We start from the raw sequence: 26,394 nt of genomic DNA, 5'->3' as shown, positions 1-26,394 counted from the left end.
GCCCCGAGCCCGCGACGCGCGGCGTCGCCATAGAAAAGAGAAAGTGGCTTTCCTCGCCGGCCATTTGGCGGGGAAAGCCACTTTCAGTCCCGAGCAGCACCCTCGGCAGTTAGACGCAGCCTCCTCGAAATCCGGTTCCGTGTCTCCGGAGAGAATTTCAAGATTTTTTGTGGGGTGGCGCTAGCGTGATCCGCATGAAGAAGACACGTCCGGAGCGCCGTCAGGGATCCGCTGTGGTCCGCGGCGACTTCGTCCCCGATTCCACCTACGACCAGAGGCTGCTCGACCGCCGGGGACCGGCGGACTGGCTGCACATGGATCCGTGGCGGGTCCTGCGCATCCAGGCGGAGTTCGTGGAGGGCTTCGGCCAGCTCGCCGAGCTGCCCCAGGCGGTGACCGTCTTCGGCTCCGCCCGCACGCCCGAGGACTCTCCGGAGTACGCGCTGGGCGTCGAGCTCGGTCGCAAGCTCTCCGAGGCGGGCTACGCCGTGATCACCGGCGGCGGTCCCGGCTGCATGGAGGCGGCCAACAGGGGGGCCGTCGAGGCGGGCGGCGTCTCGGTCGGGCTCGGCATCGAGCTGCCCTTCGAACAGCAGATGAACGAGTACGTGGACCTCGGCATCGAGTTCCGCTACTTCTTCGTCCGCAAGACCATGTTCGTGAAGTACTCCTGTGGCTTCGTCACGCTCCCGGGCGGGTTCGGCACCCTGGACGAGCTGTTCGAGGCGCTGACGCTCGTCCAGACCCGCAAGGTGACCTCCTTCCCCGTGGTGCTGATGGGCACGGAGTTCTGGGGCGGGATGATCGACTGGATCAAGTCCAGCCTCGCGTCCTCCGGGAAGATCTCCCCGGAGGACCTCGACCTCATCCACGTGACCGACGACCCGGACGAGGCGGTGCGGATCATCGTCGACGCGGATCGCAACAGGTCCCGGCTGCGCGATGAGGAGGCGGAGGCGGTCAAGAACACGGTGGGGGACGCCCAATAGGGTTGATCCGTGTTTATCTGCGTATTCCTGGCGTCGAGCCAGAAGATTGACCAGAAGTACCTGGCCCTGGCGGAGGAGGTGGGCCGGGAACTCGCCGGACGCGGGCACACTCTGGTCAGCGGAGGCGCCACGGTGTCGTGCATGGGGGCGGTGGCGCGGGCGGCCCGCGCGGCCGGCGGCCGTACGGTCGGGGTGATCCCGCAGGTCCTGGTGGACATCGAGATCGCCGACCAGGAGTCCGACGAGCTCGTCGTCACCGCCGACATGCGTGAGCGCAAGGGGATCATGGACGCCCGCTCCGACGCCTTCCTGGTGCTGCCCGGCGGCATCGGCACGCTGGAGGAGCTGTTCGAGATCTGGACGGCGCGGACGCTGGGGCTGCACGACAAGCCGCTGGTGATCCTGGACCCCTGGGGCCTGTACGCCCCGCTGCGCGAGCTCGTCGAGGGCATGCACGAGGCCGGTTTCACCCGCCCGGGCGTCTTCGACGCGATCTCCTGGACCACCGCGGTCGAGGAGGCCTTCGAGCTCCTGGAGAAGACGCCCCGGCACCTGGTCCCCAGCCCGGAGGAACTGGGAGAGGCCAGCGCGGGCTGACGCGCCGCGCACCGGTCACAGGCTGCGGCGGAGCTGCCCGGGGGGCACCCGCCGCAGCTCCCAGCGCAGGGGCCGGCCGGAGGCCGGGTCCGTAGCGGTGATCACCAGCCGGTCGCCGGTGAGGTCGTAGCGCCCGGACAGCAGCTGTTCGTCTTTGCGGAGCCACGTCCGCCAGACCCCGATCGCGCGGGCGGCCGGATCGACCTCGAAGTGATGGGTCTGCCATGTCCATCCGCTGCGCAGGACGAGCTGGTGGGCGCGGTTGTGCTCGAAGTAGGCGCGCTCGGCCGGACCGGGCAGGCCCGGCGGCCGGAAGTCGCCCGCCGTCACCTCCCAGGTGCCGTCGAGCGCGGTGGGCGCCCGGTTGTTGTAGTTGGCGACGTAGTACGAGCACGAGGCCGGAACGGCGAGCAGGAGCACCACGAGCACGGCGCGCACCCATCGCGGACGCGCGCCGGAGGCGGCCCGGTCGTCCCAGAACACCGCCTTCAGCTCCCGGCGGTGCCGCCACAACACGTAGCCGGCGCAGCCGGCTCCGATCAGGGAGACGACCAGGGCGTCCAGGGCGATCCCGTAGGAGAGGTTCAGCACGCTGATGCCGCCGAGCAGCGGCGCGGTGCCCGCGGCCCCGAGCAGCGCGGTGCGACGGAACGCCAGCGCCAGGCCGAGGCCGATCTGCAGGAGCGCGAGCAGGTTGCCGAAGATCGGCGAGTAGCCGAAGTAGTACCACGTCAGCCAGAACCCGCTCACCGTGCCCATCGGCTTGTCGAGCTCGGAGTCGAGCACGGTGAACTGGGCGCCGAAGAGCTTGGCGAAGCCGTACTGCACCAGGATCAGTGCGGCGATCCACCGGCATGCGGAGTAGAGGAGATTCCGCTCCTCCCGCGCGGCGGCTCCGTCGTCGCGTCCGGTCGGTGTCTGCCCCGTCATGAACCACCTCCGGTCCCACGCCTAGGCAGGCTCCCCAGAGCTGTCAAGACCCGGACGGATCGGTGCCGGCCCGATCCCCGCCCGCCCGGCGGGGACTCAGGCGAGGCCGCGGCGGGCCAGGGCGGGAGGCCGGCGGCCGGCCAGGGACTCGGTCATCTCGACCGCGAGCCGTACCTGATCGGGCCGGGAGGTACGGAAGACCCGGGCGCCCAGCCAGGCGCAGATCGAGGCCGCGGCCAGCTCGGCGGCCTCTTCGTCGTCCGGGGACCCGCCGTCCTGCGGCCCGGTCAGCTCCGCGGGGGTGACGACGACGGTGCGCCCGGCCCGGACGAGCCGTTCGATCTCCGCGACCGAGCGGGCCTCGGCCCAGCCGGCCTCGCCGTCGTCATCCGGTCCGATCACCATGAGCGCCGCCATCCCACGATCCTAAGGCGGGAGAGTTGTGGCACGATTCGTAGTGTGCTGCTGGTCGTACTCGCCCTCGCCGCCCTCGCCATCCTCGCCGGTGTGGTGATGGTCGCCATGGGGAAAGGCGGCGAGCTCACCGAGTTCGCCCCCGACGTCCCCCCGCTCGCCCTGCCCGAGGCCGGGCAGCTCAACGCCGTGGACTTCATGGCGCTGCAGCTGCCGGTGAGCCTGGTCGGCTATCACACGCAGAGCGTCGACGAGGCGCTGCAGCGCGTCGCCAGCGCGCTGAGCGAGCGCGACACCAGGATCGCGGTGCTGGAGCAGCGGGTCTCCGAGCTGCTCGCCAGCAGGCTCCAGGCGCGCCAGGAGGTCCACGCGGCCCCGGCGTACGGGCCGGTCACCCAGCACAAGCCCGAGATCCCGCGGGATGAGCCCGCCGAGGTGCCCGGGGAGGCCGCCGGGTCCTTCGGCGGCTGGGAGAACCCGTCGTCGGAGAACGGCGGGGCGTCCGCCGGGCACGCGGAGCCGGCGGCCGCCCGCACCGGCACGGCGCGCGCCGGGCAGGCCGGGACGGTGAGCGACGACCAGGCGGAGGCCGCGCCGGCCGACCGGGCCGAGACCGCCTCCACCGGACGGGCGGAGGCGGAGGAGCCGCGATGAGCGGGCGGCAGAACGGGCCCGTGCGCTGCGGGTGGGTGACCTCCGCGCCCGAGTACATCGCCTACCACGACGACGAGTGGGGCCGCAGGGTCGAGGGCGACGACCGGGTGTTCGAGCGGCTCACGCTGGAGGCCTTCCAGTCGGGCCTGTCCTGGATCACGATCCTGCGCAAGCGGGAGAACTTCCGCGCCGCCTTCGCCGGGTTCTCCATCCCGGCCGTGGCCGCGTTCGGCCAGTCCGACGTGGACCGGCTGCTCGCCGACCCGGGCATCGTCCGCAACCGGGCCAAGATCGAGGCGGCCGTCGCCAACGCGCGGGTCGCGCTCGACGTGGGCCTGTCCGACCTGGTCTGGCGCCATGCCGACCCCGGCTCTCCGGTGCCGGCGACCGACGCCGACGTGCCCGCCCAGACCCCCGGCTCCAAGGCGCTGGCCAAGGAGCTGCGCAGGCACGGCTTCCGCTTCGTCGGCCCCACCACCGCCTACGCGCTGATGCAGGCCATCGGCCTGGTCAACGACCACGTCGCCGGCTGCTGGGTCCGGGACGCGGTCTCCTGACCGGAGCGCGCCCCTCGGACACGCCCTGAGGTTCCCTCCTCACGCGCGGCGCCGGGCCCGTTCCTCGGCGACGACCGCCCTGCCCTCCTCGCCGGTGATCCCCAGCCTGGTGTGCAGGTTGTGCAGCGCCCTTCCCTGCAGCACGACGACCCCGATGCCGAGGAGGGTGCCCAGGAACGCCGCCGGTTTCGTCGCCGCGGGAGGGACGGCCACCATCAGGAGGACGAACAGCGCGATCACCACCGGGACGAGGACCAGCACCCGGAGTCTGGTGCGCCGGGACGTCTCGTACAGGGCGGCGCGCTCCTCGGGGGTGAGGCGACGTCCGGAGGCGGGCTGAGGGCTGGACACCTGGGCTCCTCTGTGATCCTCCAGGAGGGACCGCCGGGCCGGGACACGGCCCGGCGCCGGCGGCGCGTTTCCCGGAGTCCCCTGCCCGCCGCGTCACCCCGCCGGGCCCGATCCCGGCAAAGATCGGGGAAAGGGCCCGCAGGAGGGGCGGAGACGACCCGGGAGACGACCCAGGGGACGATCTAGGAGGCGGCCCGGGAGACGGCCTAGTGGCCCTCGAAGACCGGTCGCTCCTTCTTGAGGAAGGCCCGCGTGGCGTTCAGGTGGTCGTCGGTCTTGGCGCAGGCGTCCTGCAGGTCGGCCTCCAGCTCCAGTGCCTCGCCCAGGCCGCTGTCCGCCGCGAACGCCAGCGCCCGCTTGGTGGCGGCGTAGGCGGCGGTGGGGCCCTGCGCCAGCCGTACGGCCAGAGCCCGGGCGGCGGCCTCCAGTTCCCCGGCCGGGACGACCTTGGAGACGACGCCGAGCTCCATCGCGCGGGCGGCGTCCAGCGGCTCGCCCAGCAGCAGGAGCTCGGCCGCGCGGGCCGGGCCGACCAGGCGCTGCAGGGTCCAGGAGGCGCCGGAGTCGGGGGCCAGGCCGATCCCGGTGAAGGCCATCGCGAACTTGGCCTTCTCCGAGGCGATCCGCAGGTCGCAGGCGAAGGCCAGGGAGGCGCCCGCGCCCGCCGCCACGCCGTTCACCGCGGCGATCACCGGCTTGCCCATCTCGGCGATCGTGCGGACGATCGGGTTGTAGTGCTCGCGCACCGTGTCGTTCAGGCCGCGGCCGGCCTCCAGGTTCGCGGCGTGCTCGTTGAGGTCCTGCCCGGCGCAGAAGGCCCGGCCAGAGCCCGTCAGCAGCACCGCGCGCACGGCGAAGGCCTGGGAGGCCCTGTTCAGCGCCTCCAGCAGCTCGGTCTTCATCCGGACGGTGAGCGAGTTCATCGCCTCGGGGCGGTCCAGGGTGACGGTGGCGACCCCGTCGTCCACGGAGTAGAGGACATCGTTCAACGGAAGGACCCCTTCACTGTTCGGTCAGCTGGCTGTCGACGAACGCCGCGGCCGCGGGGAGCAGCCGGGCGGCCTCCTGCTCGAAGTAGGCTCTGGCCTTCTCCCCGGCCCAGCCGTCCGGCAGCAGGCAGGCCGGGAGCCCGGGATCGCGGAAGAGGAAGTTGCGCCACCCGTGCAACAGCCTGCTGCGGGTGGCGAAGACGCGGTCGTCGGGGGAGCCGTCCGGCAGGGCGCCGATCAGCTCCGTCGCCTGGGCCAGCCACTCCTCGTAGGCCGTCCCGATGGCCTCCAGGTCCCAGGTCCTGGCGACCATGGCCCGCGGGTCGCCGTCGAGCACGGCCTCGAACCGCTCGGCCACGGCCTTCTCCCCCGCGAGCAGGGAGTCGAGTTCGGGGGAGGAGCGCGGGCCGATCCAGGTCGTCTCCGACAGCGGCGCGTATCCGAGGAAGGACAGGTCGGCCTTGACCCGCTCGCGTCGCGGACGCTCGCGCAACGGCTGGAGCACGACCAGGTGCCAGCGGCCCGACCAGGCGATCGTCCCGGCTCGGTAAATTCTCAGTGCGGCCTCGTCGAGACGGCGCACGCACTTGGGGGTGACCTCGTAGCCGGGGCCGCTGGGCAGGCGGACGGGGGTGAGCCAGCCCTGCCGGACCATCCGCGAGATGGCCGTGCGCACGGCGGGAGCCGCGATCTCCAGGGGGGCGAGGAGCCGGACCAGCGCGGCCACGGACGCACGGCCGCCCCGGGACCGCAGGTGGTCCCCGTACAGGTCGAACAACGCGGCGCGGGCGTTCACGAAGACAAGTTTGGTCGTCCGGAGGGGCTGCGGACAACGGTATTGAGCGCTTGATGGCGAGATGCGGAACCTGATCGTTCCCAATCCGAGTGCGGAGGCGGGATAATAGGACATCACAGAAGACGTGAATGCGTCGGCCACCCTCGGGTCAGTCGGAGATCCGGAGCCCGAAGCAGGAAGGGATACACGCATGGCGGCGATGAAGCCGAGGACCGGCGATGGTCCGCTGGAGGTCGTCAAGGAAGGCAGGGGGATCGTCATGCGGGTTCCCCTGGAGGGCGGCGGCCGGCTCGTCGTCGAACTCTCGGCCGACGAGGCGGGGGCCCTGGGTGAGGAGCTGAAGAAGGTCGTCGGCTGAGTCCGGCCTGATCTCCGGCGGGATGTGACGGGCGCCGACCCCCGTGCTCCGAGAAGCACGACACCGACGATGGCCCGTCCGACCGCGACCGATGACACGGCCCTGGCCGCTGGACCGCCTCCGTGGTGGCTCGCGCCAGGGCCGTGGTGTTTCCCGGTTCACGATCTGGAGTTGTCACGTGCCCATACAGACCTCGATCACCACGGTCGCGCAGGCGTCGGCGGACGCCGCCCTGCTGGCGGTCCCCTTCGGGGAGGATCTCGCTCCCCGGGTCGAGCTCCCCGTCCCGGCCGCCCCGCTGCTGGAGCACTACCAGGCCAAAGGCGAGGCGGGTGAGATCGTCGAGGTGCCGGTCGCCCGCGGCGACGCCGTCGGGCGCGTGCTGCTGTACGGCGTGGGCGACGGCTCGGCCACCGCGCTGCGCAAGGCGGGGGCGGCGGTCGCGCGCCGGGCCAAGGGCCGTGACGCGCTCAGCGTGGTGCTGCCCGAGGGGGCGCGGGCCGCGTTCGTGGAGGGCGCGCTGCTGGCCGCCTACACCTTCCGGATCGGCGAGAGCGGCTCCGGGCCGGTCGCCGCGATCGAGTTCGCAAGCGAGGACGCCGAGGCCGAGGTGGCCAGGGGGCAGGCGATCGCCGGAGCGGTCGCGCTCGCCAGGGACCTGGCCAACACGCCGTCGTCGGAGAAGAACCCCGAGTGGCTCGCCGAGCGGGCCCTGGAGCAGCTGGCCGAGGACGGCCCGCAGGGGCGCACCAGCGCCCGGGTGTGGGACGAGGACGCGCTGCGGTCCGGCGGCTTCGGCGGCATCCTGGCCGTCGGCCAGGGCTCGGTGAGCCCGCCGCGGCTGATCCAGCTGTCCTACGAGCCCGCCGACGCGCCGGAGCGCCGCGCCCGGGGCGAGCGGATCGGGCACTACGTCCTCGTCGGCAAGGGCATCACCTACGACACCGGCGGCCTGTCGCTCAAGCCCACCGACAACATGAAGTTCATGAAGACCGACATGGCGGGCGGCGCGGTCGTCATCGCGGTGCTCGGCGCGCTGGCCAGGCTGGGGGCGCCGGTGCGCGTCACGGGCCTGATCGCCGCCGCCGAGAACTCCTTCTCCGGCTCCGCCCAGCGGCCCGGAGACGTGATCACGCAGTACGGCGGGCGGACCGTCGAGGTGCTCAACACCGACGCCGAGGGCCGCCTGGTGATGGCCGACGCGCTGGCCTACGCCGACGCCGAGCTCGACCCGGACCTCATGGTGGACATCGCCACGCTGACCGGGGCGATCGGCATCGCGCTCGGCAAGGGCCTGGGCGCCGTGTTCGCCTCCGACGACGAGCTGGCCGCGAGGCTGAACGAGGCGGGGGAGGCCAGCGGCGAGCGACTGTGGCGAATGCCACTGATCGACGACTACGCCCCGGCCCTGGAGTCCGCGGTCGCGGACCTGGCCAACATCGAGGCGGGCTCCGCCTACGGCGCGGGGTCGATCACCGCGGCGCTGTTCCTGCGCGAGTTCACCGGCAAGCGGCCGTGGGCCCACCTGGACATCGCCGGGGTCGGCCGCAGCACGGCCGACGAGGGCCTGCTCACCAAGGGCGCGACCGGGTTCGGCGTCCGCCTGCTGCTGGAGTGGCTGACCGGCCGGTGAGCCTGAGCGCTAGTCGGTGAGCTTGAGCGCGGCGAGGATGCCGTCGCCGAGCGGCAGCAGGAGCGGGCGGAGCCGTTCGTCGGCGCGCACCAGCTTGCCCAGCTCCCGCACGGCGACGGTGTCCGGGTCGCGCTGGGTCGGGTCGGCGACCCGGTGGTGCCACAGGGCGTTGTCGAAGACCACGATGCCGCCCACCCGGAGCAGCCGTACGGCCTCGGCCAGATAGTCGCCGTACTCCTGCTTGGCGCCGTCGCAGAAGACCATGTCGTAGCCGCCGTCGGACAGGCGGGGCAGCACGTCGAGGGCGCGGCCGGTGATCAGCCGGACCCGGCCGCCGGAGAACCCCGCCTGGGCGAAGCTCTGCCGGGCCAGGCGCTGGTGCTCGGGCTCGACGTCCACGCTGGTCAGGGTGCCGTCCTGACGCATGCCACGGAGCAGCCACAGACCGGAGACGCCGCAGCCGGTGCCGATCTCCACGACGGCGCGGGCGTTGATGGCCGTGGCCAGGAAGCACAGGGCCGCGCCGCCGCTGGGGGCGATCGGGGGCGCGCCCACCTCCGCGCCCCGCAGGCGTGCGGTGCGCAGGATCTCGTCCTCGGGATGGAAGTCCTCGGCATAGGCCAGAGTGGCCTCCAACGGACTTGTCGGCGTCTCTGCCATCGGCCTCTCCTCCCGCTTTCTCCGTACACAGTCATATAGGACTGGGTCGCAGCCTAAGGGAGTCAGGCCAGATCGGGAACTCATGTCACGCCCGGTGCGTTGCACGGTTTAAGCGGCCTTTGCCGGTCCTGAAGGTAGTGAGTACGCATGAAGGGACGAAACCAGGCACTATGGCGATAGCGGTGGTCCCGGAGAGAGGAGTGCCGGTGGACGGATCCGACCACCAGGCGGATGCTCCCATGTCTGACTGGACGCCTCCCACCTGGGAGGAGGTGGTCCGGACCCACTCGGCCCGTGTCTACCGGCTGGCCTATCGGCTGACCGGGAACGTCCACGACGCCGAGGACCTCACCCAGGAGGTCTTCGTCCGGGTCTTCAGATCCCTGTCGAACTACACGCCGGGCACCTTCGAGGGCTGGCTGCACCGCATCACCACGAACCTGTTCCTCGACATGGCGCGGCGCAAGCAGCGCATCAGGTTCGAGGGGCTCGCCGACGACGCGGCCGAACGGCTGCGCGGGCGCGAGCCGTCCCCGGCCCAGGCCTACGACGACAACCATCTGGAGCCCGACATCCAGGCGGCGCTCGACGCGCTCGCCCCGGAGTTCCGCGCGGCCGTCGTCCTGTGCGACATCGAGGGACTGTCCTACGAGGAGATCGCCGCGACGCTCGGGGTGAAGCTCGGCACCGTCCGCAGCCGCATCCACCGCGGCCGGGCCCAGTTGCGTGACGCGCTGGAGCACCGTGCGCCGCGCGACGAGCAGTTCCCCCCGAGTGTCACTCGTGGGGAGGAGTTGGCATGAAGAACCAGCGAAGGCCCGAAATGAGCACCACCGTCAAGGGCGAATGTCACGACGAGTTGCTTGGCAAGGAGTCGGCATGAGTCATCTTGGAGAGCGGGTTTCGGCCCTCGTCGACGGAGAGCTGAACCACCACGAGCGCGACCGCGCCCTGGCCCACCTGACGTTCTGCGCGAGCTGCCGGGCCGAGGTCGACACCATGCGCGCGCTGAAGAGCCGCCTGCGGTCCCTGGACGGGCCGTCGATGCCGGCGGACCTGACCGTGTCGCTGTTGCGGATGGCGGAGCCCGGTGGCCCGCTGCCGCCGCGGGAGCGGCCTTTTCCGGCGCCCAGGACCTTCGGCGGGGCGCCGATTCCGAGCATGCACAGCATCGCACCGCCGGACAACCGGCCCCGCGGACGCGCCGCCGGACCCCGCCGCTCGCGCCGGGCGGGTTACGTCGCGGTGGGCTTCGCCTCGGCGGCCGTGGCGCTGGGCACGCTGTTCGTCGTAGGAGGGGCCGAGTCCGGCCCGCGCCCGCCGGCCGACATGTTCGCCAACCAGCCCGGGAACACCGCGCCGTCCAGCAGCGTCACGGTGACGCCGACCCCGCTGCCCGCGCCGCTGTCTCCCAGCCCCTGACGGGACCGCTCACCCGGGTGCCGTGAGGGCGGCATCTCGTGCACGACGTCTCTCCGCGATACTGGTATCTGATGAATCCAGATCGTATGGCTGAGATGTCCGTTTCTCCGGGGCCGCGTGCGCTCGGTGAGTGCCCCGGTGCGGGCATGCGCGGCGGCGCCGCGGGCATACGATCGGGATCCGGGCGGGGCCGCCCCCGCCTGGGACGATCCCTCCGGATGAGGCGTGCTTTATGTCTCTCGTATGCCGTTCCAGGGAAAATGGCGTGGCCTGCTGCCGGCGAGCGGTCTCATACGAGGCGAGGAGTAGTGAGTAGTCGATGACCGACGACCCCCGCACCCACCAGGGGAACGACGCCGAGGGGCGCGCGCCGTCGGATCTCGCCGACGCGTCTGGCCGGTCCCCGGAGCCCTCCCGGCCGGAGTTCCTGCCCGCCGAGGGCTCCGCGCCCGCCGGAGAGTCCGGCGGAGACCGTCCCGGTGACGGCTGGAGCCAGCTGGGCGGGCCGCCCGCGCGGGACCGCCGGGACCAGCCCGCGCCGCAACAGGGCTGGACCGGATCCGCGCAGGACACCGGCTGGGGCGACCCCTCCGGCCGCCCGCGCCCGGACACCGCGCCCATGATCACGCCACCGGGACCGCCCGGCAACGACACCGCGGTCTTCGGCAACCCGCCGCCCCCGCCCTCCCAGGCGTTCGGCATGGGACCGGGCTGGGCGCCGCCGCCCGCCTCCGTCGCGACCGTCGCGCCCGCCGGGGCCCCCGTCAGGCGGGGCATGGGCATCGGCACCTTCGTCGCGCTCGCCGTGGTCATCGCCCTGCTCGCCTCGGCGCTCGGCAGCGTCGGCACCTACCTGCTCACCCGCCCGACGGGCTCGGGCGTGGACCCCTCCTACAACCTTCCCGCGACCGGCTCCGGCGCCTCCAACGCCAGGCCCCCGGAGTCCGTGGCGGGCGTGGCGACCAAGGTGCTGCCCAGCGTGGTCTCGCTGGCCGTCGAGGGCGGGGGCAGCTCGGGCACCGGCTCCGGCTTCCTGATCAAGGGCGGTTACGTGGTCACCAACAACCACGTGGTCGCGGCCGCCGCCGGCGGCGGGCAGATCCAGATCCAGTTCAACAACCGCAAGTCCACCTCGGCCCGGATCATCGGCCGCGACCCCGAGTCCGACCTCGCCGTGGTCAAGCCCGAGGAGACCTTCGGCATGCCGGAGATCACCCTCGGCAACTCCGACAACGTGGTGGTGGGCGACCCGGTCATCGCGATCGGCTCCCCGCTCGGCCTGACCGGCACGGTCACCACCGGGATCGTCAGCTCCCTCAACCGCCCGGTCCAGGCGGGCGAGGAGAACAGCTCCGACACCACCTGGTTCAGCGCCATCCAGACCGACGCCGCGATCAACCCCGGCAACTCCGGCGGCCCGCTGGTCAACGCCAACGGCGAGGTCATCGGCGTCAACTCGGCGATCGCCACCCTGGGCCGGCAGATCGGCGAGCAGGGCGGCAGCATCGGCCTCGGCTTCGCCATCCCGGTCAACCACGCGCGCAGGGTCGCCGAGGAGCTGGTCACCACCGGCAAGGCGAGCAAGTCCCGGATCGGCGTGATGATCGACCCCCGGTACGAGGGGACCGGCGTGCGGATCGCGAGCGAGGCGGTGGACGGCAGCGCGCCCGTCACGCCGGGCGGCGCCGCCGACAAGGCCGGGATCAAGCCGGGCGACGTCATCCTGGAGGTCAACGGCCTGGTCCTGCAGGACGGCAACGAGCTGATCGCCCTGGTCCGGGGCAAGGCGCCGGGCGACAAGCTGGAGGTCAAGTACCTGCGCGGCGGCCAGGAGAAGACCGCCACCGTGACCGTGCAGGCGGATGTGGCCACCCCCACGCCCGCTCCCTCCTGACCTGCGGACCGCGTGGGTGCATGCTTGAGGTCGGGAGCATTAGTCTGGAAGCTCTCCGGGACCCGTCCGGGAGAGCGACCTCGTTGAGCCCGTAGGAGATCACAGTGTTCGGACTCGGCTGGCCTGAGATCGCGGCGCTGGTGGTCATCGCCCTGCTGGTCTTCGGCCCGGAGAAGCTGCCGCAGGCCGCCGCCCAGGCCGGCAGGACCCTGCGCAACCTGCGCCGGATGGCCAACAACGCCAAGGAGGACCTGCAGACGGGGCTCGGGCCCGAGTTCGCCAACTTCGACCCCGCGGACCTCAACCCGAAGAACTTCGTCCGCAAGCACCTCACCGCCGACCTCGAGGACGACTGGAACGCCTCTCCCACCGCCGCGGCCGCCGTACCCGCCGCGGCCTCCCACGCGGTCGAGGAGCTCGGCTACGGCGAGGTCCCGCCGTACGACCCGGAGGCCACCTGAGCCGCCGGTACGGCGAGCGCGCACGACGGGCGACGGGACGGCGTGGGACGGAACGGCGTGGGACGACGGAAACACGCGACGGACGACGGAAACGGCAGGAGGCGCCCCCCTCGGGGGAGCGCCTCCTGTCGTTTCTCGCCGGTCTTCAGCGGCCCCGGGTGGGGGAGATGCCCAGCTGCATGCCCTTGAGGCTGCCCGACTTCTTGCTCAGGCCCGCCGCGATGCGGTGCAGCTCGGCCGCGGCCGGCGCGTCGGGGTCGGTGAGCACGAGCGGCTTGCCCTCGTCGCCGCCCTCGCGCAGCCGCATGTCGATGGGCACCTGGCCCAGCAGCGGCACGCGGGAGCCGAGCGTGCGGGTGAGCGCGTCGGCCACGGTCTGGCCGCCGCCCTCGCCGAAGACCGAGATCTTCTCGTCGCAGTGCGGGCAGGGCAGCCACGCCATGTTCTCGATGACGCCGGCGATCTGCTGGTGGGTCTGCGCGGCGATGGAGCCGGCGCGCTCGGCGACCTCGGCGGCGGCCTGCTGCGGGGTGGTCACCACCAGGATCTCCGCGGACGGCAGACGCTGCGCCACCGAGATCGCGATGTCGCCGGTGCCCGGGGGCAGGTCCATCAGCAGGACGTCGAGGTCGCCCCAGTAGACGTCCGCCAGGAACTGGTGCAGCGCGCGGTCGAGCATGGGGCCGCGCCACACCACCGGGGTGTTGCCCTCGGGCTTGAACATGCCGACCGAGATGACCTTGATGTCATGCGCCACCGGCGGCATGATCATGTCCTCGACCTTGGTGGGCCGCTCGGAGACGCCGAGCATGCGGGGCACGCTGTGGCCGTAGATGTCGGCGTCCACGACGCCGACCTTCAGGCCGTTGGAGGCCATGGCGGCGGCCAGGTTCACCGTGACGGAGGACTTGCCGACGCCGCCCTTGCCCGAGGCGACCGCGAACACGCGGGTCAGCGAGCCGGGCTTGGCGAACGGGATCTCCTTCTCGGGGCCGCGGTCGCCGCGCAGCTTGGTCTGCAGCGTCTTGCGCTGCTCGGTGCTCATCACGTCCATCTCGACCTGGACGCCGGTCACGCCCTCGACCTTGGAGACCGCGGCGGTGACGTCGCGGGTGATGGTGTCGCGCATGGGACAGCCCGCCACCGTGAGGAAGACGCCGACGCGCACGACCCCTTCGGGGGAGATGTCGACGCTCTTGACCATGTCGAGCTCGGTGATCGGCCGACGGATCTCAGGGTCGTTGACGGTCGCGAGGGCGGCCGTCACGAGTTCCGGGGTAGGTGCCATCGAAAGTGTAGGCAAGAGACCGCCACCTTGAGGGCGACGGGGGATGCCGTCCCTCCTTGTCGTGTGTCGTCCAGACGTTCAGGGGCCGGGTCCATGGTATGAACCCAGCGGGACTGCGAAGAACTCCGGGGGTGGGCACGCTGAACCGATCCGGACAATTCGCTATGTAGATGCGCATGCAACGTTCTAAGGTTACTCCGTGACCGTGACGGCGAGCGAGTCAAGAGACGCCATCGGCCCCGGGGAGATCAGTTCCGAGGAGCTGGTGGTCTGGCGCATGCTCCAGCGGGCCCAGGTGCGCATCACCCGGCTGCTGGAGACGGATCTGTTGGTCGAGCACGACCTGGCCCTGGCCTCCTACGACGTGCTGACCCAGCTGTCGGAGGCGCCCGAGCGGCGGCTGCGGATGAACGACCTGGCGGAGCGGGTCCTGCTCTCGCGCAGCGGGCTGACGCGGCTCATCGACCGGCTCCAGCGTGACGGCCTGGTCCAGCGGGAGGCCTGCGCCAGTGACGCGCGCGGCCTGTTCGCGGTCCTCACCGACGCCGGCGCCCTGCGCCTGGCCGAGGCCACCCCCACCTACCTGCGCGGCATCCGGACCCGCTTCCTCGACGTGCTCGACGCCGACGAGCTGCGCCAGTGCGCGGCCATGCTCACCAAGCTGTTCCCCGACGCCGCCGAGCGCTGACCGCCGGGCCCCGGCCGCAGTCCCGGGCCCCGGACGGCGGCGGCTCACCGGGTCACGTTGGAGCGGGGGAGGGCGGCCTCGGAGGGCTCGCGGAGGTCCTCCTGGAGACGCTGGAGCTCCGAGCGGATGTAGTCGCGGGTGGCCACCTCGCCGAGCGCGATGCGCAGGGCCGCGATCTCGCGGGTCAGATACTCGACGTCGGCCTGGTTGCGCGCGGCGGCCCGGCGGTCGTGCTCGTTCTGGATGCGGTCCCGGTCGTCCTGCCGGTTCTGGGCCAGCAGGATCAGCGGGGCGGCGTAGGAGGCCTGCAGCGACAGCATCAGCGTGAGGAAGATGAACGGGTAGGGGTCGAAGCGCCAGGCCTCGGGGGCGAAGATGTTCCACAGGATCCAGACCGCGACGAAGCCGGTCATGTAGACGAGGAACCTGGCGGTGCCGAGGAACCGGGCGATGCGCTCCGACAGCCGCCCGAAGGCCTCCGGGTCGTAGTGCGGGCGCAGGCGCAGGCCCAGTTCCCTGGGCTGGTCGAGCCGGTCGGTCATGCTCACGCTCCTCCGTGGTCCTCATGCTCCCGCCAGTCACCCGGGAGCAGATGGTCGAGCACGTCGTCGACGGTGACCGCGCCGACCAGCAGGCCCGCCTCGTCCACCACCGGTACGGCCACCAGGTCGTAGGTGGCCAGGTAGGAGGTCACCTGCTTCAGGGTGAAGTCGGGCCTGATCGGGTCCAGGGAGTCGTCCATCACGGTGCCGATCAGGGTGGACGGGGGCTCGCGGAGCAGGCGCTGGAAGTGGGTCAGGCCGAGATACCTGCCGGTCGGCGTCTCGACGGGCGGGCGGGTCACGTAGACCTGCGTGGCCACGGCCGGGATGTGGTCCCGCTGGCGGATGTGCGCCAGCGCCTCGGCGACGGTGGCGCTGGGCGGCAGGATGATCGGCTCGGACGTCATGATGCCGCCCGCGGTGTTCTCCGGATAGATCAGCAGCCGCCGGACGGGTGCGGCCTCCTCCGGCTCCATCAGCGCCATCAGCGCCTCGGCCTGGTCGAGGGGCAGGTCCTGGAGCAGGTCGGCCGCGTCGTCGGGGTCCATCTCCTCCAGCACGTCGGCGGCGCGCTCGGGGTCCAGCCGGCTGAGGATGCCGATCTGGTCGGGCTCGGGGAGCTCCTCCAGCACCTCGGCGAGCCGCGCGTCGTCCAGGGCGGCGGCGACCTCGATCCGCCGCTTGTCGGACAGCGTGTGCAGGGCGCTGGCCAGGTCGGCGGCGCGCTCGCTCTCGAAGGCGGCCAGCAGCGCCGCGGCGCCCTGGTCGCTCTGCACCGTGTCGAAGCCGGTGACCTCGTCCCAGTCCACGATCACGCTGGCGCCGCGCCGCCGAAGGCCGAGCACGGAACCGCTCTTGACCAGCGCGACCTTGGTGATCAGCCACTCCGCCGTCCTGGTCTTCTCCATGGACAGGTCCAGCACGGTCATCTTCCGGCCGCCGGCCTCCACGGTCCGGTCGAGCATCTCGGCGATCACCAGGGTCTCCGAGGCCCGCTGCTCGAACCTGCGCATGTTGACCCGTCCGCTGAAGACGATCGCGCCGGCCTCGATGCCGAGGACCCGGGTGATCGGCACGAAGATCCGCCGGCGCGGCTGCACCTCCACCACCAGACCGTGCACGTGCGGCGGCGCGGTCCCGGACACGGTCACCACCACGTCGCGCACCCGGCCGATCTGGTCACCGGCCGGGTCGAAGATCGGGGTGCCGGCGAGCCGGGCGATGAAGATCCTCACATTTGAAGCGTAGGCCGTATCCCCGGACACAGTCCCATGGCACGCCCATATACCGGATGCCACTTGCCCTCACCCGCCACAACATGACAGCATCAAAAGACTAGAACGGTAGTTACATGGATGGTGCTGTATGAGGCGTGCAGGCCTGCTGATCGCGTTCGCGTCGTCCTGGTGTTTCGCCTTCTCGGGGCCGATGGCCAAATACCTCGGGGCCGCCGGGCTGACGCCGCTGGAGGCGGTCTGGGTGCGGATGGCCGGGGCCGGGCTGCTGCTGCTCGGCATCCTGGCGGCGGTCAGGCCCCGCGCCCTGCGCATCCCGCGCTCGCGCCTGCCGTTCTTCCTGGCCTACGCGGTGGTCGCGGTGGCCGGTGTGCAGGCGCTCTACTTCGCGGCGATCACGCGGCTGCCGGTGGGCATCACCCTGCTGATCGAGTTCACCTCGCCGGTGCTGGTCGTGCTGTGGGTGCGCTTCGTGCGCCGGGTACGGCTGCCGCGCGCGGCCTTCACCGGGGCCGTGGTGGCGGTCGTCGGCCTGGGCATCGTGGTGGAGGCCTGGTCGGGCCTGAGCCTGGACCCGTTCGGCCTGCTGCTCGCCTTCGGCGCCGCGGCGTGCTGCGCCGGGTACTTCCTGCTCAGCGACGGCTTCGGCGACGACGTGGACCCGCTGGGGCTGATCGCCTGGGGCCTGGCCGGCGCGGCCGTCGTGCTCGTGCCGATCTCCCGGCCGTGGGACATCCCGTGGTCGGCCTTCACGCTGACCGCCGCCCCAGAGGGCGGGCCCGCCATGCCGGTGCTGGGGGCGGTGCTGTGGATGATCGTGATCGCCACGGTCGTCGCCTACATCCTCGGCGTCACCGCGGTCCGCAGGCTGTCGGCCGCGGTCGGCTCCACGGTCGCCTCGCTGGAGGTCATCGCCGGGGCGGTGATCGCCTGGGTGCTGATCGGGGAGGCGCTGGGCGTCTTCCAGATCGTCGGCGGCCTGATCGTGCTGACCGGGGCCTATCTCGCCCAGCGGGCCACGGCCGACCTGCCCGTCGCCGTCCGGGAGCCCGGGGAGTCGGTGGCGGTCGGGTGACCGGCGGGCCCGCGGCGTGAGCCGTACGGCCTCGCTCAGAGGGTCGACTCCCGCGGCGTGAGCCGTACGACCTGGGACTCGGCGGCCCAGCGGTCGGTCATGGTCGCGCCGTCGGCGGCGTTGAGCCGGTCCTTGGCCAGGGCGGCGACCGCGTCGGTGTGCGCGGCCTGGTCGACCACCTCCACGGAGGCGTCGAAGACCACCAGCCGCCCGCCGTTGTCCTTGCTGCGCAGCGTCACCTCGACCCGTTCGGATCCGGCCAGGCCCGGCAGTTCCTGCTCGCCGCCCCCGGTGACCAGGTAGATCGCGCCGTCGTGCCAGGTGTGCCAGGCCAGCCGCGGCCGGTCCAGCGAGAGCCACAGGACGCTCGACTTCTTGGCGCCCTCTTCGATCACGCTCATGAAACGACTGTACGGCCTGCGCCCCGCGGATTCCGGGGCGCAGGCCGTACAGGATCGTGAGATCAGCGGCCGGCGAGCTTCCAGGCCGCCGGGAGCAGACCGGCCGCGACGGCGATCTTGATCGCGTCGCCGACGAGGAAGGGGATCACGCCCACCGCGAGCGCCTTGCCGAGACCCAGGCCGAGGGTGGCCATGAGGACCGGCAGGCCGAACGCGTAGATGACCAGGTTGCCCAGGACCATCGTGCCGACGGTGCGGGCGACGGTGCGGTCGCCGCCGCGCTCGGCGAGCTTGCCGACCACGGCGGCGGCGGCGATGAAGCCGACGACGTAGCCGAAGGTGGGGCCGCCGAAGCCCGAGGCGCCCTCCGCGAACCACGGCACGCCCGCGATGCCCACGGCCATGTAGAGCGCCATGCTCAGCGCCGCGCGGCCCATGCCGAGGGTCGCGCCGACCAGCAGCACGGCGAAGGTCTGGCCGGTGACCGGGACCGGCCACATCGGGAAGCTGAGCTGCGCGGCCAGGCCGGTCAGCGCGGCGCCGCCGACGACCAGCGCGATGTCGCGGGCCCAGGTGCCGGGGATGAGGTCGGACAGTACGGCGGGCCGGGCCACCGAGGAAGCGTTTGCCATCGTGATATGTCTCCCTTTACCGAGGCGTCGTGCCCATTATTCGGACATCGCACCGGAGACCTGCACGAGGGTGGCTCCAAGAACGGGGCCGAGACTTTGTATGACCGCCATAGGCGGGACCGCTCTGCCGCGGCCGGAGGGGCGGCCGCTACGGTGTGGCCATGCGCTCCCGTCGTTCGTGCCTCGCGGTCCCCGGCAGCAACCCCCGGTTCCTGGAGAAGGCGCAGGGCCTCCCCGCCGACGAGGTCTTCCTCGATCTGGAGGACTCCGTCGCGCCGCTGGCCAAGGAGGGGGCCCGCAAGAACATCGTGGCCGCGCTGCGCGAGGGCGACTGGTCGGGCAAGGTCCGGGTGGTGCGGGTCAACGACGTCGGCACGCAGTGGACCTACCGCGACGTCATCGAGGTCGTCGAGGGCGCGGGGGAGTTCCTCGACTGCCTGATGCTGCCCAAGGTCGAGGACGCCACCCAGGTGATCTGGCTGGACACGCTGCTCACCCAGATCGAGAAGGCCAACGGGCTGCCGGTCGGCCGGATCGGCATCGAGGCGCAGATCGAGAACGCCCGGGGCCTGGTCAACGTGGACGCCGTCGCCGGGGCCTCGCCCCGTCTGGAGACGCTGGTCTTCGGCCCCGCCGACTTCATGGCCTCGATCAACATGCGGACCCTGGTGGTCGGCGAGCAGCCGCCCGGCTACACCGAGGGCGACGCCTACCACTACATCCTGATGCGCATCCTGATGGCGGCCCGCGCCCACGACCTGCAGGCCGTCGACGGGCCGTACCTGGCGATCAAGGATCTGGACGGCTACCGCCGGGTGGCCGGGCGCTCGGCGGCGCTCGGGTTCGACGGCAAGTGGGTGCTCCATCCCACCCAGGTGGAGGCGGCCAACGAGGTGTTCTCGCCGTCGCAGGAGGACTACGACCACGCCGAGCTCATCCTCGACGCGTACGAGTACTACACGACGGTGGAGAAGCGCGGCGCGGTCATGCTCGGCGACGAGATGATCGACGAGGCGTCCCGGAAGATGGCGCTGGTGGTGGCGGCCAAGGGGCGCGCGGCAGGGCTCCCCCGGACCACCGCCTTCACCCCGCCGGAGACTAGAACTTGATCCCGATCGTGGTGAAGAACCAGAGCGACGAGGTCAGCCAGAGCCCGGTCAGCGCGGTGAACGTCAGCCCGCCCAGCACCGGGAGGGTCCAGCCGGGCAGCCCGCGCTTGGGCAGGGCGAGCATCTTCGCGGTGAAGACACCGTAGAAGAAGCAGCCCAGCAGCGAGTGGATCATCACACGCGGCACGTCGAACTGGGTGCCCAGGGCGTACAGGCAGTGGAACGCCACCGGGATCGTCAGGATGAACGCCAACCGGCCCGACCAGCGGTGCAGGGTGGGGGCCCACGGGGCGTCCATCTTGATCTTGCCCCACATCACCAGGGCGGAGAACAGCTGGACCAGCGCCAGCAGGAACGCGCCGGTGGTGAGCCAGGCCTTCATCGCCAGCGGGCCGGAGAACCCGGCCGGGCCGATCGCGTAGCCGGTGGGCGTGTGCAGGCGTCCGTACACGCCCAGCGCGACCGCCACGAGGCCGCCGACGACGAGCGGGACGAGCAGCGGGGCGAGGTTCTGCCGCGGGGGAAGCTGGGAGACTCGCGTGTTCTCGTGCATCAGAACTCCCCTATGAACTCGTCGACGTCCTTGGGGTCGACCTCTTCGCCGTCGACGGTCGCGTTCTCGCCGGGCTCGGGGATCGCGACGTCGACGGGCTCGTCGTCGACGGAGAGCAGACCGACCCGGCTGCCGTCGGGCAGGTAGATCCAGCCGGCCTTGACGTTCGCGCCGCGGACGACGGCGGTGGCCCGGTAGAGGCCGGAGGGCTTCTTGACGGTGGGCGCGGTGAACTCCCACGACTTGGCGCCGAACTCCAGCGTCCCCGAGGCCCGGCCGCCGCCCAGGTTCGCCTCGACGGAGGCGTTGCGGGCGCCGGTCAGCGTGACCTTGCCGTCGGCGGCCTTGCCCTTGAGCCAGGCCTCCACCCTGCCGTCGCAGAAGTAGCCGACGGCCTTGCCGTTGCGGATGGAGATGGCGATGAGCCCGCCGTTGCCCTTGACCCGGCCGGCGTAGTCGGCCTTGGCCGGGACCGGCTTGACGGTCTTGGCGGGCTTGGGCGCGGCGGAGGCCTCGGAGGTGGCCTCGACCGCCGGAGCCTGCTGGCCCTGCGCGTTGGCGGTCTGAATCGTTGGTGAGGTGGTGGCGCTGAGCGCTCCGAGCGCGACGGCGATGACCGCGCCGGACGCCAGCGTGAGAACGGGCCCCAGCCGTTTCATAGTTCGCTCCCTGGGGTTGGGGTTTTCCTGGCCCCTATGAAAAGGTCCCACCGGCGGGGGTGTCTGTGAAGTAATCCGCAGATGTGCGATCTCCCACGGATGCGGCGGTGGCGGGCTGGTGCCCGATGTCGCCCGCGGAGTCCGGTCGTCCTGCCCGGGACGGGAGGTTCACGCGTTCTCTTCCGGGGCTCCGTGGACTGATGAAATCGGATTTGTTTCTTTAACGAGTGACAAAACAGGCGCAGTGATGGTGAATCTCACTAGAGAGGTATCGCCATAGCCGTCGCGGCATGCTGCTCTGGATGGTGTACGGCGCGGCGCGAGGCGGCCCGGACGGCGAGGTGATCGTTTCGGAGATGCGGGTAGGACTATGGTCACGTGCGATTTGCCCTTCCTGTAGGGAATTGCGGTTAAGTGTCATGGAGACGACTGGAACGGTCCGGTAATCGATAAAAACCGGACAGATAGGCTTCCTGCGAGGAGGTGCTGAGCGTGGCCTCGGGTTCTCACGACCCGCGCTCGAGACAACGGCCGCCGGACGACGGCGTGGCCGACGACGCGACGAACGCGTCCGGGACCCCCGAGTCCCGCCGTTTCCCGCCGACGATCCAGCACTCCCCACCGGGCCCCTCCGACGACCGCACCCGCGGCCTCCCGCTGTCCTCCCCGTGGATGTCGCCGCCCTTCTCGGCCCCCGCCCCCGAGGACATGGAGCCTCCCCGTCCCCCCGGCGAGCGCCGCCGCCCCTACGCCCGCCCCTACGCCCCCGCCTCCCGTCCTCCCGGCCACCCCGCCCCCGAGCCCGCCCAGGAAGGCGCCCAGCCGCCCACGGGCGATCCTGGAGCCGGACGAGACGCCGGGGAACCGGCGCCCGCGGCGGGGCCGCGCCGCAGGATGGTGACCCGTCCGGACCTGCTGGTCGCCTCGGGCCCGCCCAGGGACACCCGGGACACCCGGGACGGGGGGAACCCGACGGGGCCCGCTGTCCCGCCGGAACCCGAACGGGCCGCGCCGCCCCATGAACCCGAAGGGGCCGCGCCGCCCCATGAACCCGAACGGGCCGCGCCGGAGCAGCCCCCGAGGGTCCGTGAACCGGATCGGGCCGTGCCGGCCCGAGGACCGGGGCAGGCCGTACCGGCCCACGAGCCGGAACAGGAAACGCGGGGCCGCGAGCCGGAGCAGGTGACTCCGGCTCGGGAGCCGCAGGGGGAGGCCCGGCAGGACTCCCGTCCCGAACCGGACGGCCATGACGACTTCGAGCCGGTGCGCCGGGTCGGCAAGCCCCCCGGCGGGCGTCCGGCGCGGCCGGATCTCCTGGTGGCCCAGGGGCCGCCGCGCAGGCGGGGCCCCAACGGCGGACGGCACCACCGCGCCGCCACCGCCCCCTCGGCCGTGCGCCGTTCCAGCCCGATGCGCAGCCGGCGCGGCCGGAGCCTGGTGATCCCCTTCCTGATGGTCCTCGTCCTGACCGCCGCGGTCGGCGGAGGACTGGTGCTGTGGGGGTGGATGAGCAGCCCGTTCGCCTCGGGCCTGCGCCTGGTCGGTGACGACTTCCGCTCGGGAGACCAGGCCTTCGCGCCTCCGGCAGGCGGCGGCGACGGCTCCAGCCAGGTGCTCAACTCCATGGCCTCGGACGGCTCCACCGTGGTCGCGGTCGGCACCGACACCACCAGCCCGCTTCCCCGCCCGCTGTTCCTGGTGTCCCCGGACGGCGGCACGACGTGGCGGCTGGGCGAGCTGGCCGGGCCGGTGCGTGAGGGCGGCCCGACCACCGTCAGCCTGGTGGCCGGCGGCGACGGCCGCTGGGCGGCCGTGGGCTACGAGCTGTCGGGCCCTCCGGGCCTGTGGACCAGCACCGACGGCCTGACCTGGACCCAGGTGGAGCCCGGCGGGGCGACCTTCAAGACGGGGGACCGGATCATGGATCTGACCCGGACCTCCTCGGGCTTCGTCGCGGTCGGCACCACCGTCCCCGCGGACGGCAACCAGCGGGCCGCCGCCTGGACCTCGGCCGACGGCCGGAGCTGGACCCCGGTGCAGGCGGACGACCTCGACGTGCCCGGCGGGGTGCGCAGTCTCAGGACGGTGGCCGCCCGGGGCGACACGGTGGTCGTGCTGGCCGACCGGGAGGGCGGCGGCGCCGTCACCCTGCGATCGGACGACGGCGGCGAGTCCTGGCGCCGGGGGGACGGGGAACTCGACGGCGTGGCGGCCCAGCCGGGATCGCTGGCCGTGGCGGGCAAGCAGTTCGTCCTGGTCCCCGCACAGCAGCGCAGCGCCAAGGGGGAGACCACGGTCTACTGCTCCTCCGACGGCGGCGAATGGAGCCGGTGCGGCACCATCGAGGGCCTGGACCGGCAGGGGACCGGCGTCAGGCGTCTGGCGGCCTTCCCCGGCGGGCTGGCCGCGGTCGCCGACTCGGGTCCCGGCAGCTACACCGTCTACACCAGCAAGGACGGTCGTAACCGGTGGGACAAGAGCACCGAACTGGGCCAGATACCCGGCACGCTGCGGGCACTGGCGATCTCCGGGGACGGGACCCTCGTCGTCGGCGGTGACCGGCCCGGCGTCGGGGTGGACAACCGGCTCGTCCTCATGACGGCGCCCCGGGGGGGCGGGGCCAGGCAGGTCTCCCTGGACGCGGTCGACGGCCTCACCCGGCCCGCGCGCGAGATGACCCGCGTGGCCGCGGGCAAGGACGGGTTCGTCGCGGTCGGCGCCATGTCCGGTGACGCCGGGATCTGGACCAGTCCGGACGGCGAGCGGTGGACGCCCGGCGGTCCCGCGCAGATCCTCGGCGGCGACCGGCGCCAGGCGCTCAGCGACATCGCGTACGGCAGGCAGGGCTGGCTCGCCGTGGGCAGCACGATGAACAGCGTCGCCTCCACCGAGCCCCTGCTGGTCGTCTCCGGCGACGGCCGGAACTGGCGCAGGGTCCCGGTCATGGGCGCGCTGAAGCCGGAGGGCGCCGACGAGGCCTTCCTGGCCCCCCACGCGGTCGCGGCCGGCCCGTCCGGCTACGTCCTGGCCGGGGAGGAGCGCAACCTGTCGGGGACCGTGCCGGTGCTGTGGTTCTCCACCGACCTCAAGCGCTTCACCAGGGCGGGCAAGCTCCCCGCGGGCGGCGCCGGGGTGCGCCTGTACGACGTCGCGCCGACCTCCTCCGGCTACATGGCCGTCGGCGGCGCCGGGACGCGGGACGGCGAGACCGGCGTGGTCTGGGTGTCGGCCGACGGCGTCAACTGGACGGCGCGCAAGTCCGTCCTGCCCGCAGGGGCGACCGCGGCGAGCCTGCGGCACGTGGTCACGTACGGCGGGCAGGCCGTCGTGGCCGGGGTCGCGCAGACCCCGGACGGCGACAGGGCCTTCACCGCGATCTCCCGCGACAACGGGACGACGTGGCGGACGGTCTGGCTGCCGGCCGAGGGGGCGGCGGCCGTACAGGACCTCGCGGCGGTCGAGCACGGCGTGGTGGCGGTGGGCTGGCAGGGCACGCCGGGCGAGGGCGACAGCGTGGTCTGGACCTCCGAGGACGGGCTGTCCTGGCAGCGGCACACGCCCACCCAGGGGCAGCTGGCCGGTGACGGAGCCCAGGGGTTCGGCGCGGTCGCGGTCTCCGGCGACCAGGTGGTGGCCCTGGGACGGTCGACCACCTACGACGCCGACCACCTCACCCTGTGGCGTTCGACCCTGGACGGCGGCCGATGACCTCCCACGAGGTGAGGGCCTCCAGGAGGTCGGGCGCCAGGGGCAGGCGCGGCAGCTCCTCGACGGGGAACCAGCGGGCGTCGGCGGCGTCGTCACCGGCGGTGAGCGTGCCGCCGGTGACCTCGGCCAGATAGTCGCGGATCTCGTAGACGACCCCGCCGGGGCCCGGGCGTTCCACCGTGCCGGCCAGGGGACCGACCGCGACCCTCAGGCCGGTCTCCTCCAGCATCTCGCGGACGACCGCCTCGGCGTCGGACTCGCCGGACTCGATCCGGCCCCCGGGAACGGACCACATCCCCTGGGCCGGCGGGCGGCCACGGCGGATGAGAAGGATCCGCCCGGAGTCGTCGAAGACGATCGCTCCCACACAATTTACGCGCACATTGACAAGATTACGGCTCTATAACGACCTTCGGCCTTGACTCATGGGTCGCGTGGAGCGCACCGTGGGTAGTCGTGAGAGCCTCGCCAACCTGCCCGCGCTGTTTCGGCCCGCTTCGTCCGCCGAGTGCTTGGTCAAGTGCCTGGCGGTGCGGCCCGCACGGCGACGTCCTGCCCTTACAACCGGCCAGACGTCCGTCGGCCGCGGCGGTCGAGGCGGTCGTCCAGAGTGCGCGCGTCCCGGTCTGGCTGCCCTGGCCGCTGCCGACCGGATGGCTGGTCACCGGCTTCGCCGAGGCGGGCGACGAACGCACCGGCACCCGGGCCGCGGTGGTGGCGCTCTCGGGCCCCTCGGTGACCCAGGGACCCGCCGACCTGCTGATCATCGCTGAGGAGCCGGGAGTGGGGCTGGGCGCGGCGTTCGCCGGGCTGGACGGCCCCGATCCCGGGGACGGGTTCGGCCAGGGCCCGGCGCACGCGAAGATCGAGGTCAAGGGTCATCCGGCGGCGCTGTGGTGCGTGGAGGGCGCCCCCGACCGGGCGGTCTACGCCGGAGAGGCGCTGGGAGACTGGCTGTGGACCATCGTCTGGCCCGCCGAGGCGGGCTGCCTGATCACGCTGACCGAGCTCTGCCTTCGCGACCTGCGTGACGACGACCAGGCCCTCGACCTTCCCTTCGGCGCCTTCTCACCCAGGCTGGGCACGGAAGGCGCCTGATCCGTCACTAGACTCGTCCCCCTGATCGTTTCCGGGGGGATTCGTGTTCGACGTCCAGTTCTTCGTTGAAGCACTCATCACGATGTTCGTCATCATGGATCCGCCCGGCATCATCCCGCTCTTCCTGGCCTACACCAGCGGCCGCAGCACGGCCGAGCGCAAGCGGGTCGCCCGGCAGGCCCCCATCGTCGCCTTCTGCCTCATCGTCCTGTTCGCGGTCTTCGGCCAGGCGATCCTCGCCTACCTGCACGTCGAGGTGGCGGCCATGCAGATCGCCGGTGGCCTGCTGCTCCTGCTGGTGGCCCTCCAGCTGCTGACCGGGGAGACCGAACCACCCGCCGGCACGATGAAGTCCAACGTCAACGTCGCGCTCGTCCCGCTCGGCACCCCCCTGCTCGCCGGCCCCGGCGCGATCGTCGCGACGATCGTCTTCGCCCAGCAGGCGGAGACCAAGACCGGCGGCATCCTGGCCCTGGCCCTGGCCATCGCGGTCGTGCACATCCTGCTGTGGGTGTTCATGCGCTTCTCCGTGACCATCGTCCGCGTGATCAAAGAGAACGGCATCGAACTCGTCACCCGCATCGCCGGCCTGCTCCTGTCCGCCCTGGCCGTCCAGCTCATCATCACCGCCGTGCGCACCCTCCTCGGCGCGGCCTGACCCCTCTTCCGCCAAATCACGGCCCCCGCGAGGGGTCGCCGGT

At 72.2% G+C, this 26,394-nt stretch carries 30 protein-coding genes; 16 read left to right on the top strand and 14 right to left on the bottom strand.

From position 1 onward, the window contains the following. Nucleotides 1-194 precede the first annotated feature (194 nt). Together Psi01_RS10275 and Psi01_RS10270 are read left to right on the top strand one after the other, a co-directional pair. Complete coding sequence (locus Psi01_RS10275; protein ID WP_204063723.1) at nt 195-989, top strand: LOG family protein; 795 nt, start codon at nt 195-197, stop codon at nt 987-989. A gap of 9 nt (nt 990-998) precedes the next feature. Next, entirely contained in the window at nt 999-1,586 is a 588-nt protein-coding gene (locus tag Psi01_RS10270) for an LOG family protein (protein ID WP_204063722.1), read from the top strand. A 15-nt stretch (nt 1,587-1,601) separates the two neighbouring features. Here Psi01_RS10270 and Psi01_RS10265 read toward each other — a convergent pair whose 3' ends face one another. After that, nucleotides 1,602-2,516 carry a hypothetical protein gene (locus Psi01_RS10265; protein ID WP_204063721.1) on the bottom strand — a complete coding sequence of 305 codons (915 nt, stop codon included), beginning with the start codon at nt 2,514-2,516 and terminating at the stop codon, nt 1,602-1,604. 96 nt (nt 2,517-2,612) lie between these two features. Then, the gene (locus Psi01_RS10260; protein ID WP_204063720.1) at nt 2,613-2,933 is read right to left on the bottom strand and encodes a hypothetical protein; all 321 of its coding nucleotides are present in this window, start codon (nt 2,931-2,933) and stop codon (nt 2,613-2,615) included. Between the two features lie 42 nt (nt 2,934-2,975). On the opposite strand from Psi01_RS10260, the gene Psi01_RS10255 reads away from it, so the two are divergent. Together Psi01_RS10255 and Psi01_RS10250 are read left to right on the top strand one after the other, a co-directional pair. After that, complete coding sequence (locus Psi01_RS10255; protein WP_204063719.1) at nt 2,976-3,584, top strand: hypothetical protein; 609 nt, start codon at nt 2,976-2,978, stop codon at nt 3,582-3,584. Next, a complete protein-coding gene (locus Psi01_RS10250) occupies nt 3,581-4,141 on the top strand; it encodes a DNA-3-methyladenine glycosylase I (RefSeq protein WP_204063718.1) in 561 nt (186 codons plus the stop codon). The genes Psi01_RS10255 and Psi01_RS10250 overlap by 4 nt, the downstream gene beginning before the upstream one ends. 39 nt (nt 4,142-4,180) lie before the next feature. On the opposite strand, the gene Psi01_RS10245 is transcribed toward Psi01_RS10250, so the two are convergent. The 3 genes from Psi01_RS10245 to Psi01_RS10235 all read right to left on the bottom strand — a co-directional run bounded on the left by Psi01_RS10245 (nt 4,181) and on the right by Psi01_RS10235 (nt 6,277). Further along, entirely contained in the window at nt 4,181-4,492 is a 312-nt protein-coding gene (locus tag Psi01_RS10245; RefSeq protein ID WP_204063717.1) for a hypothetical protein, read from the bottom strand. Nucleotides 4,493-4,698: 206 nt separating this feature from the next. Beyond that, entirely contained in the window at nt 4,699-5,481 is a 783-nt protein-coding gene (locus tag Psi01_RS10240; RefSeq protein WP_204063716.1) for an enoyl-CoA hydratase-related protein, read from the bottom strand. A 13-nt stretch (nt 5,482-5,494) separates the two neighbouring features. Then, entirely contained in the window at nt 5,495-6,277 is a 783-nt protein-coding gene (locus Psi01_RS10235) for a PaaX family transcriptional regulator (protein ID WP_204063715.1), read from the bottom strand. A 190-nt stretch (nt 6,278-6,467) separates the two neighbouring features. Here Psi01_RS10235 and Psi01_RS10230 point away from each other — a divergent pair, with 190 nt between their 5' ends. Both Psi01_RS10230 and Psi01_RS10225 read left to right on the top strand, forming a co-directional pair. Next, nucleotides 6,468-6,635 carry a DUF3117 domain-containing protein gene (locus tag Psi01_RS10230; protein WP_068901342.1) on the top strand — a complete coding sequence of 56 codons (168 nt, stop codon included), beginning with the start codon at nt 6,468-6,470 and terminating at the stop codon, nt 6,633-6,635. A gap of 178 nt (nt 6,636-6,813) precedes the next feature. After that, a complete protein-coding gene (locus Psi01_RS10225) occupies nt 6,814-8,268 on the top strand; it encodes a leucyl aminopeptidase family protein (protein WP_239127427.1) in 1,455 nt (484 codons plus the stop codon). A gap of 9 nt (nt 8,269-8,277) precedes the next feature. Here the strand turns inward: Psi01_RS10225 and Psi01_RS10220 are convergent, their stop codons facing one another. Beyond that, on the bottom strand, nt 8,278-8,928 hold the full coding sequence (locus Psi01_RS10220) for an O-methyltransferase (protein ID WP_204063713.1): 651 nt from the start codon (nt 8,926-8,928) through the stop codon (nt 8,278-8,280). A 170-nt stretch (nt 8,929-9,098) separates the two neighbouring features. On the opposite strand from Psi01_RS10220, the gene sigE reads away from it, so the two are divergent. The 4 genes from sigE (at nt 9,099) to Psi01_RS10200 (ending at nt 12,705) form a co-directional block, all read left to right on the top strand. Then, nucleotides 9,099-9,731: an RNA polymerase sigma factor SigE gene (gene sigE, locus Psi01_RS10215; RefSeq protein ID WP_204063712.1), complete on the top strand. Its 633-nt coding sequence runs from the start codon at nt 9,099-9,101 to the stop codon at nt 9,729-9,731. Nucleotides 9,732-9,807: 76 nt separating this feature from the next. Beyond that, nucleotides 9,808-10,350 carry a zf-HC2 domain-containing protein gene (locus tag Psi01_RS10210; protein ID WP_204063711.1) on the top strand — a complete coding sequence of 181 codons (543 nt, stop codon included), beginning with the start codon at nt 9,808-9,810 and terminating at the stop codon, nt 10,348-10,350. 319 nt (nt 10,351-10,669) lie between these two features. Next, nucleotides 10,670-12,244, top strand: coding sequence for a S1C family serine protease (locus Psi01_RS10205; RefSeq protein ID WP_239127426.1), 1,575 nt, complete (start codon nt 10,670-10,672; stop codon nt 12,242-12,244). A gap of 104 nt (nt 12,245-12,348) precedes the next feature. Next, nucleotides 12,349-12,705, top strand: coding sequence for a sec-independent translocase (locus Psi01_RS10200; protein ID WP_204063710.1), 357 nt, complete (start codon nt 12,349-12,351; stop codon nt 12,703-12,705). A 145-nt stretch (nt 12,706-12,850) separates the two neighbouring features. On the opposite strand, the gene Psi01_RS10195 is transcribed toward Psi01_RS10200, so the two are convergent. Then, the gene (locus Psi01_RS10195) at nt 12,851-13,993 is read right to left on the bottom strand and encodes an Mrp/NBP35 family ATP-binding protein (RefSeq protein WP_204063709.1); all 1,143 of its coding nucleotides are present in this window, start codon (nt 13,991-13,993) and stop codon (nt 12,851-12,853) included. Between the two features lie 199 nt (nt 13,994-14,192). Between Psi01_RS10195 and Psi01_RS10190 the strand changes: the two genes are divergently transcribed. Beyond that, the gene (locus Psi01_RS10190; protein ID WP_239127424.1) at nt 14,193-14,681 is read left to right on the top strand and encodes a MarR family winged helix-turn-helix transcriptional regulator; all 489 of its coding nucleotides are present in this window, start codon (nt 14,193-14,195) and stop codon (nt 14,679-14,681) included. A gap of 44 nt (nt 14,682-14,725) precedes the next feature. On the opposite strand, the gene Psi01_RS10185 is transcribed toward Psi01_RS10190, so the two are convergent. Next, complete coding sequence (locus tag Psi01_RS10185) at nt 14,726-15,223, bottom strand: DUF1003 domain-containing protein (RefSeq protein ID WP_204063708.1); 498 nt, start codon at nt 15,221-15,223, stop codon at nt 14,726-14,728. A gap of 2 nt (nt 15,224-15,225) precedes the next feature. Further along, nucleotides 15,226-16,458, bottom strand: a complete 1,233-nt coding sequence (locus tag Psi01_RS10180; RefSeq protein WP_239127421.1) for a magnesium transporter MgtE N-terminal domain-containing protein — start codon at nt 16,456-16,458, stop codon at nt 15,226-15,228. Between the two features lie 130 nt (nt 16,459-16,588). Between Psi01_RS10180 and Psi01_RS10175 the strand changes: the two genes are divergently transcribed. Then, nucleotides 16,589-17,533, top strand: coding sequence for an EamA family transporter (locus tag Psi01_RS10175; protein ID WP_204063707.1), 945 nt, complete (start codon nt 16,589-16,591; stop codon nt 17,531-17,533). Between the two features lie 35 nt (nt 17,534-17,568). Here the strand turns inward: Psi01_RS10175 and Psi01_RS10170 are convergent, their stop codons facing one another. Continuing rightward, nucleotides 17,569-17,934, bottom strand: a complete 366-nt coding sequence (locus tag Psi01_RS10170) for a hypothetical protein (protein ID WP_204063706.1) — start codon at nt 17,932-17,934, stop codon at nt 17,569-17,571. A gap of 62 nt (nt 17,935-17,996) precedes the next feature. After that, on the bottom strand, nt 17,997-18,566 hold the full coding sequence (locus Psi01_RS10165; protein ID WP_204063705.1) for a biotin transporter BioY: 570 nt from the start codon (nt 18,564-18,566) through the stop codon (nt 17,997-17,999). A 161-nt stretch (nt 18,567-18,727) separates the two neighbouring features. Here Psi01_RS10165 and Psi01_RS10160 point away from each other — a divergent pair, with 161 nt between their 5' ends. Next, entirely contained in the window at nt 18,728-19,675 is a 948-nt protein-coding gene (locus Psi01_RS10160; RefSeq protein ID WP_204063704.1) for an HpcH/HpaI aldolase/citrate lyase family protein, read from the top strand. On the opposite strand, the gene Psi01_RS10155 is transcribed toward Psi01_RS10160, so the two are convergent. Both Psi01_RS10155 and Psi01_RS10150 read right to left on the bottom strand, forming a co-directional pair. Then, nucleotides 19,665-20,228 (bottom strand): DUF6529 family protein, encoded by a 564-nt coding sequence (locus Psi01_RS10155; protein WP_204063703.1) that lies wholly within the window; start codon nt 20,226-20,228, stop codon nt 19,665-19,667. The two genes, Psi01_RS10160 and Psi01_RS10155, sit on opposite strands and share 11 nt — an antisense overlap. Continuing rightward, nucleotides 20,228-20,887, bottom strand: coding sequence for a hypothetical protein (locus tag Psi01_RS10150; protein ID WP_204063702.1), 660 nt, complete (start codon nt 20,885-20,887; stop codon nt 20,228-20,230). The genes Psi01_RS10155 and Psi01_RS10150 overlap by 1 nt, the downstream gene beginning before the upstream one ends. Before the next feature lie 492 nt (nt 20,888-21,379). On the opposite strand from Psi01_RS10150, the gene Psi01_RS10145 reads away from it, so the two are divergent. Further along, nucleotides 21,380-24,595 (top strand): hypothetical protein, encoded by a 3,216-nt coding sequence (locus tag Psi01_RS10145; protein ID WP_204063701.1) that lies wholly within the window; start codon nt 21,380-21,382, stop codon nt 24,593-24,595. Here the strand turns inward: Psi01_RS10145 and Psi01_RS10140 are convergent. Beyond that, entirely contained in the window at nt 24,558-24,977 is a 420-nt protein-coding gene (locus tag Psi01_RS10140; RefSeq protein ID WP_204063700.1) for an NUDIX hydrolase, read from the bottom strand. The two genes, Psi01_RS10145 and Psi01_RS10140, sit on opposite strands and share 38 nt — an antisense overlap. 74 nt (nt 24,978-25,051) lie before the next feature. On the opposite strand from Psi01_RS10140, the gene Psi01_RS10135 reads away from it, so the two are divergent. Together Psi01_RS10135 and Psi01_RS10130 are read left to right on the top strand one after the other, a co-directional pair. After that, nucleotides 25,052-25,693, top strand: coding sequence for a DUF6758 family protein (locus tag Psi01_RS10135; protein ID WP_204063699.1), 642 nt, complete (start codon nt 25,052-25,054; stop codon nt 25,691-25,693). 43 nt (nt 25,694-25,736) lie between these two features. Continuing rightward, nucleotides 25,737-26,351, top strand: a complete 615-nt coding sequence (locus Psi01_RS10130) for a MarC family protein (RefSeq protein WP_239127413.1) — start codon at nt 25,737-25,739, stop codon at nt 26,349-26,351. Nucleotides 26,352-26,394: the final 43 nt, after the last annotated feature.

This window comes from Paraplanobispora siamensis (assembly GCF_016863175.1).
Classification (GTDB): Bacteria; Actinomycetota; Actinomycetes; order Streptosporangiales; family Streptosporangiaceae; genus Planobispora; species Planobispora siamensis.
Note: the sequence above shows the minus strand (reverse complement) of the source record. Positions and strands in the feature narration are given on the sequence as shown.